General features: G+C 68.2%; 12 protein-coding genes and 1 pseudogene. All 13 read left to right on the forward strand.

Translation table 11 applies throughout. The features are described 5' to 3' along the window. Positions 1–85 precede the first annotated feature (85 nt). The 13 genes and pseudogenes from ABWO17_RS11150 to icd all read left to right on the forward strand — a co-directional run bounded on the left by ABWO17_RS11150 (position 86) and on the right by icd (position 14,428). Complete coding sequence (locus ABWO17_RS11150; RefSeq protein WP_353118523.1) at positions 86–883, forward strand: 2-amino-3,7-dideoxy-D-threo-hept-6-ulosonate synthase; 798 nt, start codon at positions 86–88, stop codon at positions 881–883. Positions 884–1,209: 326 nt separating this feature from the next. Further along, positions 1,210–2,181, forward strand: a complete 972-nt coding sequence (locus ABWO17_RS11155) for a 3-dehydroquinate synthase II family protein (protein WP_353118524.1) — start codon at positions 1,210–1,212, stop codon at positions 2,179–2,181. Positions 2,182–2,215: 34 nt separating this feature from the next. Continuing rightward, on the forward strand, positions 2,216–3,436 hold the full coding sequence (gene pheA / locus ABWO17_RS11160) for a prephenate dehydratase (protein WP_353118526.1): 1,221 nt from the start codon (positions 2,216–2,218) through the stop codon (positions 3,434–3,436). Between the two features lie 275 nt (positions 3,437–3,711). Continuing rightward, positions 3,712–5,064 (forward strand): 3-phosphoshikimate 1-carboxyvinyltransferase, encoded by a 1,353-nt coding sequence (locus ABWO17_RS11165; protein ID WP_353118528.1) that lies wholly within the window; start codon positions 3,712–3,714, stop codon positions 5,062–5,064. Next, positions 5,061–5,852, forward strand: a complete 792-nt coding sequence (locus ABWO17_RS11170; RefSeq protein ID WP_353118530.1) for a prephenate dehydrogenase/arogenate dehydrogenase family protein — start codon at positions 5,061–5,063, stop codon at positions 5,850–5,852. Before ABWO17_RS11165 ends, ABWO17_RS11170 begins: the two co-directional genes overlap by 4 nt. A gap of 120 nt (positions 5,853–5,972) precedes the next feature. Beyond that, positions 5,973–7,541, forward strand: coding sequence for an anthranilate synthase component I family protein (locus tag ABWO17_RS11175; protein WP_353118531.1), 1,569 nt, complete (start codon positions 5,973–5,975; stop codon positions 7,539–7,541). Then, positions 7,522–8,100, forward strand: coding sequence for an anthranilate synthase component II (locus ABWO17_RS11180; protein ID WP_353118533.1), 579 nt, complete (start codon positions 7,522–7,524; stop codon positions 8,098–8,100). The genes ABWO17_RS11175 and ABWO17_RS11180 overlap by 20 nt, the downstream gene beginning before the upstream one ends. 113 nt (positions 8,101–8,213) lie before the next feature. Beyond that, positions 8,214–9,230 (forward strand): anthranilate phosphoribosyltransferase, encoded by a 1,017-nt coding sequence (gene trpD / locus ABWO17_RS11185; protein ID WP_353118535.1) that lies wholly within the window; start codon positions 8,214–8,216, stop codon positions 9,228–9,230. Continuing rightward, a pseudogene (locus ABWO17_RS11190) lies at positions 9,223–10,017 on the forward strand (indole-3-glycerol-phosphate synthase); the annotation flags it as partial. The gene trpD and the pseudogene ABWO17_RS11190, both read left to right, overlap by 8 nt. A gap of 155 nt (positions 10,018–10,172) precedes the next feature. Beyond that, positions 10,173–10,877 carry a phosphoribosylanthranilate isomerase gene (locus ABWO17_RS11195; RefSeq protein ID WP_353118539.1) on the forward strand — a complete coding sequence of 235 codons (705 nt, stop codon included), beginning with the start codon at positions 10,173–10,175 and terminating at the stop codon, positions 10,875–10,877. A 39-nt stretch (positions 10,878–10,916) separates the two neighbouring features. Continuing rightward, positions 10,917–12,101, forward strand: a complete 1,185-nt coding sequence (trpB, locus tag ABWO17_RS11200; protein WP_353118541.1) for a tryptophan synthase subunit beta — start codon at positions 10,917–10,919, stop codon at positions 12,099–12,101. Between the two features lie 29 nt (positions 12,102–12,130). Further along, a complete protein-coding gene (trpA, locus tag ABWO17_RS11205) occupies positions 12,131–12,910 on the forward strand; it encodes a tryptophan synthase subunit alpha (protein ID WP_353118622.1) in 780 nt (259 codons plus the stop codon). A 369-nt stretch (positions 12,911–13,279) separates the two neighbouring features. Next, on the forward strand, positions 13,280–14,428 hold the full coding sequence (gene icd / locus ABWO17_RS11210; RefSeq protein WP_353118543.1) for an NADP-dependent isocitrate dehydrogenase: 1,149 nt from the start codon (positions 13,280–13,282) through the stop codon (positions 14,426–14,428). Positions 14,429–14,500 lie beyond the last annotated feature (72 nt).

Here is a 14,500-nt window from a genome sequence, read left to right on the forward strand (position 1 = left end):
GACCCGACGGTCCGGGCGCAAGGCAAGGAAACACCACCACGGCCAGTTGCGCCGCAACCTTTCCGAAAGATCAGGGGAACATACGATGCAAATCGGCAAAAGAATCAGGATGGAGCGCATTTTCAATCGAAAAACCGGGCGCGCCGTCATCGTGCCGCTGGACCACGGCGTGAGCGTGGGGCCCATCTACGGCCTTGTGGACATGCGTGAGACCGTGAACCAGGTGGCCGAGGGCGGCGCGGATGCCGTGCTCATGCACAAGGGCCTGGTGCGCTGTGGCCACCGCGAGGGTGGCCGTGACGTGGGCCTCATCATCCACCTTTCCGCATCCACCTCCCTTTCCCCCCGCCCCAATGCCAAGACCCTGGTCGCCACCGTGGAAGACGCCATCAAGCACGGCGCCGACGGCGTGTCCGTCCACGTGAACCTTGGCGACGAGACCGAACGCGACATGCTGGCCGACCTTGGCCGCGTGGCCACCGTGGCCAACGACTGGGGCATGCCGCTTCTGGCCATGATGTACGCCCGCGGCCCCCGCATCAAGAACGAGTTCGATCCCGAAGTGGTGGCCCATGCCGCCCGCGTGGGTGTGGAGCTGGGCGCCGACGTGGTCAAGGTGGCCTACACCGGCGACATGGACAGCTTCGCCCACGTGGTGGCCTCGTGCTGCGTGCCCGTGGTCATCGCGGGCGGTCCCAAGCTGGATTCCACCCGCTCGTTCCTGCAGATGGTCCACGACGCGGTGCGCGCTGGCGCTGCCGGTCTTTCCGTGGGCCGCAACATCTTTCAGCATGAACGCACCCCTGCCCTCGTCAAGGCCCTGCGCGGCCTGGTGCACGAGGATTGGGATGTGGAGCAGGCGATGGCTCTCGTCGGCGAATAGCTTCCCGCGGCGTATCGGCGCGCGGGCGGTGTCGGACGGCGGCTTCCGGTCGGTCACGTACCAAAGAGTACGCTCCCTCCCGGAATCCTTGTCCTCCTTGCCGGCGCACCGATACGCGCGCGGGAAGCGGTCGGGTTCGAGCGGTTGCCATCTCCTTGCCAGAGAACGAAATTGCTCTGAATCCCGACACGCCCGAAGAGGCCCGAGCTCCTCGCCTGATGAACTGGAATGTCCTTGTTCCTTCAGAATGGGCGGCCCCTGCTGTGGCCGCACTCTGGGTGGGTTGAAAGAGCGGTTCGCCGCCATGACAAAAATGTGAGGGGTTGATGCGGACCATTCTTTTCAAGAGCGTGCCTTTCGACAAGGGTCTGGTGACCCTGGCCCTGGAGTCGGGCGTGGACGGCATCATCGTGCCGCGCGCCCAGGTGGATTCGGTGGCGGCGCTGGCCAGGTGCCGGGTGCTGGCCGACGAGGACGTGGCGACCATAGCGCTGGCGGCCAAGGCCGACGAAGAGGACGCCGCCGCGCGTCTGGCGCGGGGCGAAACCGTGGTGCTGGCGCGCGGGTGGGAGATCATTCCGGTGGAGAATCTGTTGGCCCAGTCCGACGATGTGGCCGTGGAAGTGGCCGACCTTTCCGAGGCGCGCCTTGCGGCGGGCATTCTGGAGCGGGGCGTGTCCACCGTGGTGGTGCTGCCCGAGGGCGCAGGCGAACTGAAGTCCATCGTGGCCGACCTCAAGCTGTCGCAGGGCTGCATGGACCTGGTCCCCGGCGTGGTCACGGCGGTGGAGAACGTGGGCCTTGGCCACCGGGTGTGCGTGGACACCATGTCCATGCTGCGCCGGGGGCAGGGCATGCTGGTGGGCAATTCCAGCGCGTTCACCTTCCTGGTGCACGCCGAGACGGAACACAACGAATACGTGGCCGCGCGGCCGTTCCGCATCAATGCCGGTGCCGTGCACGCCTATGCCCAGATGCCCGGCGACAGGACCACCTATCTTGAGGAACTGCGCGCAGGCGACGAGGTGCTCATCGTCAGTGCCGACGGTTCCACCACCGTGGCCACCGTGGGCAGGCTGAAGGTGGAGGCGCGCCCCATGCTGCTGGTGCGCGCGAAAGTGGGCGACGTGGAGGGCGCGGTGTTCCTGCAGAACGCGGAAACCATCCGCTTGACCCGCCCGGACGGCACCCCGGTGAGCGTGGTGAGCCTGAAGGAAGGCGACCAGATCCTGTGCCGCACCGATTGCGCGGGCCGTCACTTCGGCATGCGCATCAAGGAGGACATCAAGGAATGCTGATGCGCACCACGATGCAACGCCGGGGGAAGCGGCCATGAGCCTCACCGACGACAAGGACCCCCATTGGCGCGGGGATGACGTAGCCGCCAGCGCCGCCCACTCCCCCAACGGCACGGACGACGGCGCAACCCCGGCCTCGCCGTCTGCCGATCCGGAAGCCGCCCTGGCCGGGCGTTTGGGGCAGATCCGCCACGAGATCGACGGGCTGGACGGCGACCTGCTGCACCTGTTGAACCGCCGCGCCTCGCTGAGCCTGGAGGTGGGCCGCATCAAGGCCGACGACGCGGGCATCGTGTTCAAGCCCTTTCGCGAGCGCGAGGTGCTGGAAAATCTCATGGCCGCCAACGTCGGGCCGCTGCCCAACGAGCACCTGCGCTCCATCTGGCGCGAGATTCTTTCCTCCTCGCGCAGCCTGCAACGGCCCCAGAAGGTGGCCTACCTTGGGCCGGAGGGCACCTTTTCGTACTTTGCGGGCGTGGAATTTCTCGGCAAGGCCGTGGAATACATGCCGCACAAGGATCTGGACGGGGTGTTCCGCGCCGTGCACGACCGGCAGTGCGAGCTTGGCGTGGTGCCGCTGGAAAATTCGCTGCACGGCACCGTGGGGCAGAGTCTGGACCTGTTCCTGTCGCACGAGGTATTCATCCAGTCCGAGCTGTTCTGCCGCATCAGCCATTGCCTGCTGACCACGGAAACCAGCCTGGCCGACGTGACCACGGTGTACTCGCACCCGCAGCCGCTGGCCCAGTGCGGCGGCTGGCTGCGCCAGGCCCTGCCGGGGGCGCGGATCATCCCGGCGGATTCCACCGCATCGGCGGCGCGCCGGGTGGTGGGCGAGAAGGGCGCGGCGGCCATCGGACACCGCAGCCTGGCCACACTGCTGGGGCTGAACATTCTGGCGCGTGGCATAGAGGATCAGCCGGACAACTGGACGCGCTTCGTGGTCATCGGCCCCGCTCCGGCGGGCCAGCCCGGCACGGACAAGACCTCCATGCTGTTCTCCGTGCCGGACAGGCCCGGTGCGCTGGCCGAGGTGCTGAACCTGCTGGCCCGCGAAGGCATCAACATGAAGAAGCTGGAATCGCGGCCCCTGCGTGGCGAAAAATGGAAATACGTGTTCTTCGTGGACGTGGAATGCGACCTTGGCAACGAGGACTACGGCCGGGTAGTGCATGAACTGCGCAGGCTGTGTCATACCCTCAGGATTTTGGGGAGCTACCCCGCCGGGCCGCAGCTTGATATGAGTGGTGACTAGCGCGGCGCGACCTTTTGTCCTCTGGCATCGTCAGGCATCGCCTTTCCTTACCGCGCGTGCCGTCGATGACGGTGGCAGGCACGGCAGGGTGAATCAAGGTTCTCCAACCCCCAAATAAAAAGTTTGGGGGGAGCGGCAGCCGTTAGGCGAGCGCGCAGCGCGAGCCTTACGGATGGCGACAGCAAAGCTGGGGTCCGGGGGAAGGAGACCCTTTCCCAAAGGGTCCCTTCCCCCGGTGGCTCTTCTTCCCATACGGATTGCCAAAAGGATTCATGATGGAAAGCAAACGTGAAACCGTGATCGTGGCGGCGCCGCCGTCCAAGTCGGTGTCGCACCGCATGTTGATCGGGGCGGCACTGGCGGCGGGTGATTCGGTGGTGGAGCACGTGCTGGAAAGCCGCGACATCGAGCGCACGGCGGACATCTTGCGGGCTGCGGGCGCGCGCATAGAGCGGCAGGGCGACGGCAGGTTCGCGGTGTCGGGCGTGGCGGGCACGCCTGCGGGCGGATTCGACGCGCCGGCATCGTGCGACGTGCACGAATCGGGCACCACTTGCCGCCTGCTGACGGCGGTACTTGCGGCGGGCAAGGGCCAGTTCCGCATCCACGGTGCGCCGCGCATGCACGAACGGCCCATCGGCGAACTGGTGGACGTGCTGCGCGGGCGCGGGGTGCGCGTGACCTATGAAGGCCGCGAAGGCTGCCCGCCCCTGCTCATCGATTCCGACGGCATGTCCGGCGGGGCGACCGCCATCGGCCTTGGCGAATCCAGCCAGTACCTGTCGGGGCTGTTGCTGGCCGCGCCGCTTACCAGCGGGCTGACCATCGAGGTTTCCGGCGACAAGGTGGTGTCGTGGCCGTACGTGGCCCTGACCCTGCAAGCGCTGGAAGACTTCGGCATCGGCTTTCGCGTGGAAACGCGCGAAACCCCGCGCGGCAAGTGGCAGGCCGACGACTGGAGAATGTTGCGTGAAGTTCGGCCCGGCCTGGTACGCTTCGTGGTGTCGCCGGGGGTGTACCGCGCGGGCAACTACCGCGTGGAGGGCGACTGGTCCAATGCCTCGTACTTCCTGGCGGCGGGGGCCGTGGGGCCGCGCCCGGTGCGCGTGGCGGGCCTGCGGGTGGATTCGTTGCAGGGCGACAGGGCCATGCTGGACATCCTTGGCCGCATGGGCGCGCGCTTCGAGCGGGCCGACAACGGCGTGGTGGTGGCGCCTTCCAGCCTGACCGGGGTGGAAGTGGACATGGGCCACTGCCCGGACCTGGTGCCCACGGTGGCGGCCACGGCGGCCTTTGCGCAGGGCGTGACCACCATCCGCAACGTGGCGCACCTGCGCATCAAGGAATGCGACCGGCTGTCCGCCCCGGCGGCGGAATTGCGCAAGGCCGGGGTGCGGGTGGAGGAACTGGACGACGGCCTCGTGGTGCACGGTTCGCTGCGTAGCGGCGGTCCGGCCCCGGTTGTTGACGAAAAAGTGATGCCATTTTTGTCATACGGCGATCATCGCATGGCCATGAGTCTTGCGCTTCTGGGGTTTGCCGGGGTACAGGTGGCTTTGGACGACCCGGCCTGCGTGGCCAAGTCGTTCCCGCATTTCTGGAACGAGTGGGAAAAGGTACGCGCATGAACGCAGTGAAAATCGCGCTGGTCGGCGCGGGGGGCCGCATGGGCCGCCTGTTCGCCGACAGGCTCTCCGCCGCAGGATACGCGGTGGGGGGCGTGGACCGTCCGCTGACGCAGGATGTCTTGCGTCATGCCGTGGACGGTGCCGCCGCAGTGCTGTTGTGCGTGCCCGTGGAGGCCATGGATGAGGTGCTGCGCCAGCTGGCCCCGCTGCTGAACGGCATGCAGGTGCTGGCGGACATCACGTCCGTCAAGGCGCGCCCCATGCAGGTCATGGAGCGCCACTACGCGGGCCCCGTGGTGGGCACCCACCCCCTGTTCGGGCCGGTGCCGCCTGCGGGTGATCCTGCGGAAAACCTGCGCGTGGCCATCACCCCCGGCGATGCGGCCCACGAAACGGACGTAGCGCTCATCGAGCGCGTGTTCGCCGACATGGGCTGCGTGCCCTTCCGCACCACCGCCGACGAGCATGACGAGGCCGCCGCCTGCATCCAGGGCCTCAACTTCATCACCAGCGTCGCCTATCTTGCCACGCTGGCCCACCGCGACGAGCTGACCCCCTTCATCACCCCCTCGTTCCGCCGCCGCCTCGACGCGGCGCGCAAGATGCTCACCGAGGACGCATCCCTCTTCGAAGGCATGTTCGAAGCCAATCCCCACAGCCAGACCGCTGTCCGCAGCTACCTGTCGTTCCTCAACTTCGCCGCCGCCGGCGATGTGGACGTGCTGGTAGACCGCGCCCAGTGGTGGTGGCGTTCGCACACCGAAAGGGGAGGAGTGCGTCCGTCATAGCTGCACGCGAGTAGTAGAGTAACGGACAAGGCAATTGCAGGCCGCGCTCCCTCCCCGGGAGCGCGGCTTTTTGTTTTCAATGCACCACTCACGGCACGCCGAACTTGAAGGAGAACCCAGATGGAAATGCCCGAAATGCCCAACACGCCTGATCAGACTGGTACGCCCGAGCAGGCGGAAACCCCGGAACCCGCCACGATCACCATGGCCGCACCCACTCCCGCCAACGGCTGCGCCCCCACGGGTGCGGCGGATGACATTCCCCCGCTGCCCGAAGGCGGCGAGATCGTGCTGCGCCAGACGGGCCGCTGGCTGGAGGCCGACGTGGACACCCCCATCAGCGTCTTCCTCGGCATGGTGGGGTCCGGGCAGGGCATCCTGCTGGAAAGCGCCGAAGTGGATGGCCGCTGGGGCCGGTACAGCGTCATTGCCTTCAACTTCCTGCTGCGGCTTGGCTGCCGCGACGGCAAGCTGGAAGTGGCCGTGCGCGATCCGCGCCTTGCCCCGTTGCGCAGGTTTGACGGCATGGACTTCATCGAGGGCACCCGCGCGGTGATGCGCGCCCTGCGCATCGAACCGGACGCGGCCTTCGCCGACCAGCCTCCCATCACCCGCGCCCTGTACGGCTACTTCGGCTACGGCGTGTCCGGGCTGTTCGAGCCCAAGCTGGCCAAGGTGCTGCCGACCTCGTCGGCGGAAGCCTGCCTGGCCCTGCCCGGCACCGTGGTGCTGTTCGACCACCTGTACAACCGGCTGTGCCAGCTTTCGCTCACCGACCTGCCGGGGGCCAGGGTGGACCGCAGCCAGGTGGATCGTACCCCCGAACCGCCGGAAGTCGGCCCCGTCGCCAACGTGCCGGAAGAGGCCGTGTACACCCGCGCCGTGGCCCGGGTGAAGGAGATGATCCGCCAGGGCGAGGCCATTCAGGTGGTGCTGTCCACCCGCTTCCAGGCCTCGTTCAGCGGCGATCCGTTCACCCTGTACCGCCGTCTGCGCCGCATCAACCCTTCGCCGTACATGTTCTTCATGCGGCTGCCCGGCGTCTCGCTGCTGGGTTCCTCGCCGGAGGTCATGGTGCGCTGCCGGGCGGACAAGTTGCAGGTCAGCCCCATTGCGGGCACCCGCCCGCGCGGCACGGACGATGCCCACGACGCCGCCCTTGCCCAGGAACTGCTGGAAGACCCCAAGGAACGCGCCGAGCACGTCATGCTGGTGGACCTGGGCCGCAACGATCTTGGCCGCATTGCCGCGCCGGGCACCGTGCAGGTGGAGCGGTTCATGGACGTGGAAAAGTTTTCGCACGTCATGCACCTGACCTCGCGCGTCACCGCGCAGATCGAACCGGGGCGCGATGCGCTGGACGTGCTGGCCGCCACCTTCCCGGCGGGCACCGTCAGCGGCGCCCCCAAGGTGCGGGCCATGGAAATCATCTCCGAGGCGGAAGGCCTGGCGCGCGGCCCCTACGCCGGGGCCATTGGCTGGCTGGGACTGGACCGGGACAGCGTGAACCTGGACACCGGCATCACCATCCGCTCCCTGTGGGTGCGCGACGGCCAGGTGCACTGGCAGGCGGGCGCGGGCATCGTGTTCGATTCCGTGCCCGAGATGGAATGGAAGGAATGCAACAACAAGGCCGCCGTCATCCGCGCCGCCGTTACCGGAGGGGAATATGTTCCTGTTAATCGATAACTACGACTCGTTCACCTTCAATCTGGTGCAGGCGTTCTACGGCCTTGGGCTGAAGCCGGTTGTCGTCCGCAACGACGACCCCGCCGTGCCCGCCATGGCCGAAGACCCGGCGCTGGAAATGGTGTGCATCTCGCCCGGCCCCAGCCACCCGCGCAACGCGGGCTTCTGCCTTGATTTCCTGTCCCGCCTGCCGCACCGCGTACCCGTGCTGGGCGTGTGCCTGGGCCATCAGGTGCTGGGCCTGTTCGCCGGGGCCACCGTGGATGTGGGCCCGCGCATCATGCACGGCAAGACCTCGGACATCACCCACGACGGGCAGGGCCTGTTCCACGGCGTGCCCAGCCCCATGCAGGTGGGCCGCTACCATTCGCTCATCGTGCATGCCGAGGAACGCCCCGACCTGCTGGCCGTCACCGCCCGCGCCCCCGAAGGCGAGGTGATGGCCCTGCGCTACACCGACCGCCCGTGGGTGGGCGTGCAGTTCCACCCCGAATCCGTGCTGACCCCCGACGGCGTGCGCATGCTCGCCAACTTTCCCGCCCAGGTGGCGGGGAAGTGAGAGCGGGGCGACGAAGAGGTTTTTTGTTCGCCTCCGGCGGGCAGGGGGCAGGCCCCCTGCACCCCCTTTAGGTGGGCTGCCCGTCAACAAGGAACTCCTGAAGGAGACAGCAAATGCAGACTGCAACGTCCACCATACTGGAAACACTGGCCACGGGCATGGACCTTGCCCCGGAAATGGCCGAGGCCGGGTTCTCGCGCCTGATGGATGGCGAGATGACCTGTGCGCAGGCGGGTTCGTTCCTGATGGGCCTGCGCATGAAGGGCGAGACCCCGCAGGAACTCACCGAGGCGGTGCGCGCCGCGCTGGCCCGCGCCGTGCGGGTGACCGGCATTGACGGTCCCACCATTGACATCGTGGGCACCGGCGGCGATGGCCGCTCGTCGTTCAACTGCTCCACGGCAACGGCGCTGACCCTTGCGGGCATGGGCCACCGGGTGGTCAAGCACGGCAACCGCGCGGTGTCATCCTCGTGCGGGGCGGCGGACGCGGTGGAGGGCCTGGGCCTGCCGCTGGAACTGGACCCGGAGGACGTGCGCAACCTGGTGGCGCAGCGCAACTTCGCCTTCCTGTTCGCACCGCGCTTCCACCCGGCGTTCCGCAACGTCATGCCCATCCGGCGCGAAATGGGCGTGCGCACCCTGTTCAACCTGCTGGGGCCGCTGCTCAACCCGGCCCGGCCCACCCACATGCTGCTGGGCGTGGCCCGCGCCGAACTGCTGCCCCTGATGGCCCAGACCCTGCTGCTGACCGGCGTGCGCCGGGCGGCGGTGGTGCATGGCGCGGGCGGCTACGACGAACTGACGCCCATGGGCCCCGCGCACATCATGCTGTTGGAGGGCGACGGCGAAGGCCACGGCACGCTTACGGAAATCAGCATGGACCCGTCGGACTACGGCATTTCGCCGTGCACCCCGGAGGAACTGGCCGTGCCCGACCGCGACACCGCCGTGCGCGTGCTGCGCGAACTGCTGTCCGGCGGCGGCCCCGCCCCCATGCGCGACATGCTGGTGCTGAACGTGGGCATGGCCCTGCACCTGCTGGAACCGGGCCTGGCCCTGCCCGATGCCATGGCCGCCGCGCGGCTGGGGCTGGCCGCCGGGGCAGGGGGGAAGGTGCTGCATGCTTGATCGTTTCCGCATCGCCAAGCAGCCGGAACTGGACCGGTTGCGCAAGCTGGCCGAGGCTGGCGGGCTGCCCGCGCCGCTGGCTGTAGGCACCCCGCGTCCCGACTTCCTGCGGGCACTGCTGGACCGCTCGGGGTACCGGGGGGCGCCGGTGGCGGTCATCGCCGAATACAAGCGCGCCTCGCCCTCGCGCGGGGTCATCGAGACGGGTGTGTCGCCCGAGGACGCGGCCACGGCCTACGCCACCGCCGGGGCCACGGCCATCTCGGTGCTGACCGAGGAGGCGTACTTCGGCGGTGACCTGGCCTATCTGGGGCGCATGGCGGGCGTCGATCCGTCCATTCCCCTGTTGCGCAAGGACTTCATCATGGACCCGTTGCAGGTGACGGCCACGGCGGCCACCCCGGCGGCGGCGCTGCTGCTCATCGTGCGGTTGACGCCCGATGCGCGCACCCTGCGCGACCTGCGCGAGCAGGCCGAAGCGCACGGCATGCACGCCGTGGTGGAGATCTTCGACGAGGCGGATCTGGCGCTGGCCCGCGAATCCGGCGCGCGGATCATCCAGGTGAACAACCGCGACCTGGAAACCCTGGCCGTGGACCGCACCGCCTGCCTGCGCCTGGGGCCGCTGAGCCAACCCGACGAAGTGTGGATAGCGGCCAGCGGCATCAGCGAGAACCGTCACTTGGCGAAAGCCGCCGATGCCGGGTATGACGCGGCATTGGTGGGCACCGCGCTCATGGACGGCGGAGACCTTGAAGGTTCGCTGCTGCGTCTTCTGGGGCGCGAGGGCACTCCGTCCTTTCGCCCTCCGGCGTCGTCAGGCTGCGCCGCCTGCTCCGGTCACGTACGGTCAGAGTACGCTCCCTGCGCGTCGGGCTCGCCTTCCTTGCCGGAGAACGAAAATCCTGTCGTGCCAGATTGCGGCGGGAGTGAAGGTGCCCAATGAGTGCGTCAAAACCAGCCGCCCTGTTCGATAGTCCCTCCCGCCTGCTGGTGAAGGTCTGCGGCCTGACCCGGCAGCAGGACGCGGACGCCTGCGCAGAGGCCGGGGTGGACCTGTGCGGGTTCATCTTTCACCCGGCCAGCCCGCGCGCGGTAACGCCCGCCGTGGCCGCCGGGCTGCACAGCCACGGCATGGCGCGGGTGGGGGTGTTCGTGAAGCAGTCCGCCGACGAGGTGCTGGCCATCATGGACGCGGCCCGGCTGGACTTTGCCCAGTTGCACGGCGGGCAGGATGCCGCCTTCTGCGACCGGGTGGGGGCGGAGCGGGTCATCCGCGTGGCATGGCCGCAGCGCCATGTGGATGCATCGGGCCTGAACGCAGGGGCGGGCCTCGCTTCGCTGCACGCCGAACTGGCCGGGCTTGCCCCGCACGTGCGCTGCTTTCTGCTGGATGCGGGCACCAGCGGCGGCGGGCACGGCGCCACCATGGACTGGGCCGCGCTGCGCGGGCTGGCCCCCGGTGCCCCATGGCTGCTGGCAGGCGGGCTGACCCCGGACAACGTGGCCAGCGCCGTTGCCGCCTGCGGCGGCCATGACCCTGCCATGCTGATCGGCGTCGATCTCAATTCGGGGGTGGAAAGCGCCCCCGGCCGGAAGGATGCACCCCGCGTGGCCGCCGCCCTTGCGGCGCTGCGCACGGCGTAGTCGATACCAACTGGCGCCCCGGCGCCAAAGGATACCACCATGAAAAAAGGCTATTTCGGCGAGTTCGGCGGGCAGTTCGTGCCCGAGCTGCTCATGCCGCCGCTGCGGGAACTGGAAGCCGCCATGCGCGACATCCTGCCCTCGGACAAGTTCCGGGCGGAACTGGACGACCTGTTGCGCAACTTCGCGGGGCGCGAAACCCCGCTCACGGCCTGCCCCACGCTGTCGGCGGAACTGGGCGTGCACCTGTGGCTGAAGCGCGAAGACCTGCTGCACACCGGCGCGCACAAGGTCAACAACACCCTTGGGCAGGCGCTGCTGGCCAAATACATGGGCAAGACCGCGCTGGTGGCGGAAACGGGCGCGGGCCAGCACGGCGTGGCCACGGCGGCGGCTGCGGCCCGGCTGGGGCTGGAATGCGTGGTGTACATGGGCGCGACGGACGTGGTGCGCCAGGCCCCCAACGTCATGCGCATGAAGCTGCTGGGGGCCAAGGTGGTGCCTGTGCAGAGCGGCACCAAGACCCTGAAGGACGCCATCAACGAGGCCCTGCGCTACTGGATAGCCCAGCAGGATTGCACCCACTACTGCTTCGGCACGGCGGCGGGCCCGCACCCCTTCCCCACGCTGGTGCGCGACCTGCAATGCGTCATCGGGCGTGAAACCCGCGCCCAGATGCTGGAACGCGTGGGCCGACTGCCCGACATGGTGGTGGCCTGCGTGGGCGGCGGCTCCAACGCCATCGGCATGTTCCACCCGTTCGTGGATGACGCCTCGGTGCGCATCGTGGGGGTGGAGGCGGCAGGCACCGGCGAGCCGGGCTGCTACAACTCCGCGCCCATCAACCTGGGCCGCCCCGGCGTGCTGCACGGCCAGATGACCATGCTGCTGCAGGACGGGGACGGGCAGATCGAGCCGTCGCACTCCGTGTCCGCCGGGCTGGACTACCCCGGCGTGGGGCCGGAGCACGCGCATCTGGGGGCCACTGGCCGGGCGATGTACGGCATGGCCACCGACAGTCAGGCGCTGGAAGCCTTCCAGGCCCTGACCCGGCGCGAGGGCATCATCCCCGCGCTGGAATCGTCGCACGCGCTGGCGTGGGTGCTGAACAACCGGGACAAGCTGCCTGCCGGGGGCCACGTGGTGGTCAACCTTTCGGGTCGGGGCGACAAGGACATGGAAATCGTGCGGGAAGTGCTGTTCCGCGAAGGAGAGCTGGCATGAGCGCGGCCATTCATACCGACATGAACGACATGCTGCCCGATGCCCCGGTGTCGCGGCTGGAAGCCCGCGTGGCCGCCGCCAACGCGGCGGGGCGGCCCGCGCTGGTGCCCTTTCTGACGGCGGGCTTTCCCACCCTGGACCGCTTCTGGGAGGAAATGGACGGCCTTGATCGCGGCGGCGCGGACGTCATCGAAATCGGCGTGCCGTTCTCCGACCCGGTGGCCGACGGCCCGGTAGTGGAGGCGGCATCCCTGCGGGCGCTGGAAAACGGCGTCACCCTGCGCTGGATACTGGACGGCCTGAAGGCCCGCGCGGGCCGCTACGACGCCGAGCTGGTGCTGATGGGCTACTACAACCCGTTCCTGCAATACGGGCTGGAAAACCTGGCGGTGGACGCGGCGGCGGCGGGGGTGGCGGGCTTCATCGTGCCCGACCTGCCGCTGGAGGAAGACGGCGAGATGCGCGCACTGTTGGCCGCGCGGGGCATAGACCTCATTGCCCTTGTCGGCCCCAACACCAGCGAGGAACGCATGGCCGAATATGCCGCCGTGGCCTCCGGCTACGTGTACGTGGTGTCGGTGCTGGGCATCACCGGCGTGCGCGAAGGCCTGCCGCCGGAAGTGCCGCAGACGCTGGCCCGCGCCCGCAAGGCCTTCCGCCTGCCGCTGGCGCTGGGCTTCGGCATCAAGGAGCCGAAGCAGCTGGAAGGCTTTCCCGACAGGCCCGACGCCGTGGTGTTCGGCTCTGCCCTGTTGCGCCACATCGACGCGGGCAACAGCGCGGAATCGTTCCTGGCCGCGTGGAAGTAGCGGGGCGGGACAGACGAGCGGGGCCGGGCCGGGTAGAGTAGGAGAGGATTGGACAGGATTGGGCCTTGCCCGCCGCGCCGCTGCGGCGCAACAGTATTCGCAATCATCGGGACCGTCCTGTCCTGCGCGGGGGGCGGTCCCGTTTTCATGCCCGAGGAGGGGGGGGACAGGGTGATTCCCTGCGCGGCCCCGTTTTGACAAAATCCGCCAAACCGGCTACCGGAACTGACCCCCAAGGGTACACCGGATCCCACCGGAAGCACGTGATACAAGGCCGGGCGGTACGCCGTCCGGCCGCTTTTCGGCAGCACGACATCAGCACGACAGTACGGCCCCGCCCCGGCGGGGCCAGCGCAAAGGAGCGCCTCCATGCGGAAGACGGTCTACTGGATTGAAGGCGACGGCATCGGCCCCGACGTATGGAAGGCCGCCCGTCCCGTCATCGATGCGGCGGTGGCGAAAACCTACGGCGACGCGCGCTCCATCGAATGGAAGGAACTGCTGGCCGGTGAAAAGGCCTACGCCGCCACCGGCGAATACCTGCCAGAGGCCACCATGCAGGCCCTGCGCGGCGCGGAACTGGCCATCAAGGGGCCGCTGGGCACCCCGGTGGGCAAGGGCTTTCGCAGCCTTAACGTCACCCTGCGCCAGACGCTGGACCTGTACGCCTGCATCCGGCCCATCCGCTACTTCGAGGGCATCATGTCGCCCGTGAAAAGGCCGGACCTGGTGGACATGGTGGTGTTTCGCGAAAACACGGAAGACGTGTACGCGGGCATCGAATACAAGGCGGGCACGCCGGAAGCCAAGCGGCTCATCGACTTTCTGCGCAACGAACTGGGCGCCAACGTGGACCCGGAAAGCGCCGTGGGCATCAAGCCCATGACCGCGCGCGGCTCCAAGCGGCTGGTGCGCCGCGCCATGGACTTTGCCGTGGCCCAGAAGCGGTCCAGCCTTACGCTGGTGCACAAGGGCAACATCATGAAGTTCACGGAAGGCGGCTTTCGCGAATGGGGCTATGAAGTGGTGCGCGACGAATTCACCGACGCCGCCGTGCTGGAAGCCGACGCCGGGGGCGCGGCAGGCAAGGTGGTGGTGAAGGACCGCATTGCCGACGCCATGTTCCAGGAAGTGCTGATCCGCCCCGACCAGTACAGCGTGATCGCCACGTCCAACCTGAACGGCGACTACCTGTCCGATGCGCTGGCCGCGCAGGTGGGCGGGCTTGGCCTTGCGCCGGGCGTGAACATGTCCGACTCGCTGGCCTTCTTCGAAGCCACCCACGGCACCGCGCCCACCATTGCCGGGCAGGACAAGGCCAACCCCGGCAGCCTCATTTTGTGCGGCGCGCTGATGCTGGAGCACATGGGCTGGAACGATGCGGCCACCCGCATCTACAACGCCATCAACACCACCATCGGCAACCGCACCGTTACCGTGGACCTTGCCTCGCAGATGGCCAGCGCCACCACCGTGGGCACCGTGGCGTTTGGCGAGATGGTGGAAAAGGCCCTGTAGAGAACGAGAAGAATTGGGTAGATACGACAGATTGGTGAAAGATGACGCCCCCGGAAGCGGTGAGCTTTCGGG

Source organism: Nitratidesulfovibrio sp., from assembly GCF_040373385.1.
In the GTDB taxonomy this organism is placed as follows: Bacteria; Desulfobacterota; Desulfovibrionia; order Desulfovibrionales; family Desulfovibrionaceae; genus Cupidesulfovibrio.

Coding starts and splice junctions, on each gene's coding strand:
- ABWO17_RS11150 (WP_353118523.1), top strand. CDS start 86: ATGCAAATCGGCAAAAGAATCAGGATGGAGCGCATTTTCAATCGAAAA.
- ABWO17_RS11155 (WP_353118524.1), top strand. CDS start 1,210: ATGCGGACCATTCTTTTCAAGAGCGTGCCTTTCGACAAGGGTCTGGTG.
- pheA (WP_353118526.1), top strand. CDS start 2,216: ATGAGCCTCACCGACGACAAGGACCCCCATTGGCGCGGGGATGACGTA.
- ABWO17_RS11165 (WP_353118528.1), top strand. CDS start 3,712: ATGGAAAGCAAACGTGAAACCGTGATCGTGGCGGCGCCGCCGTCCAAG.
- ABWO17_RS11170 (WP_353118530.1), top strand. CDS start 5,061: ATGAACGCAGTGAAAATCGCGCTGGTCGGCGCGGGGGGCCGCATGGGC.
- ABWO17_RS11175 (WP_353118531.1), top strand. CDS start 5,973: ATGGAAATGCCCGAAATGCCCAACACGCCTGATCAGACTGGTACGCCC.
- ABWO17_RS11180 (WP_353118533.1), top strand. CDS start 7,522: ATGTTCCTGTTAATCGATAACTACGACTCGTTCACCTTCAATCTGGTG.
- trpD (WP_353118535.1), top strand. CDS start 8,214: ATGCAGACTGCAACGTCCACCATACTGGAAACACTGGCCACGGGCATG.
- ABWO17_RS11195 (WP_353118539.1), top strand. CDS start 10,173: ATGAGTGCGTCAAAACCAGCCGCCCTGTTCGATAGTCCCTCCCGCCTG.
- trpB (WP_353118541.1), top strand. CDS start 10,917: ATGAAAAAAGGCTATTTCGGCGAGTTCGGCGGGCAGTTCGTGCCCGAG.
- trpA (WP_353118622.1), top strand. CDS start 12,131: ATGCTGCCCGATGCCCCGGTGTCGCGGCTGGAAGCCCGCGTGGCCGCC.
- icd (WP_353118543.1), top strand. CDS start 13,280: ATGCGGAAGACGGTCTACTGGATTGAAGGCGACGGCATCGGCCCCGAC.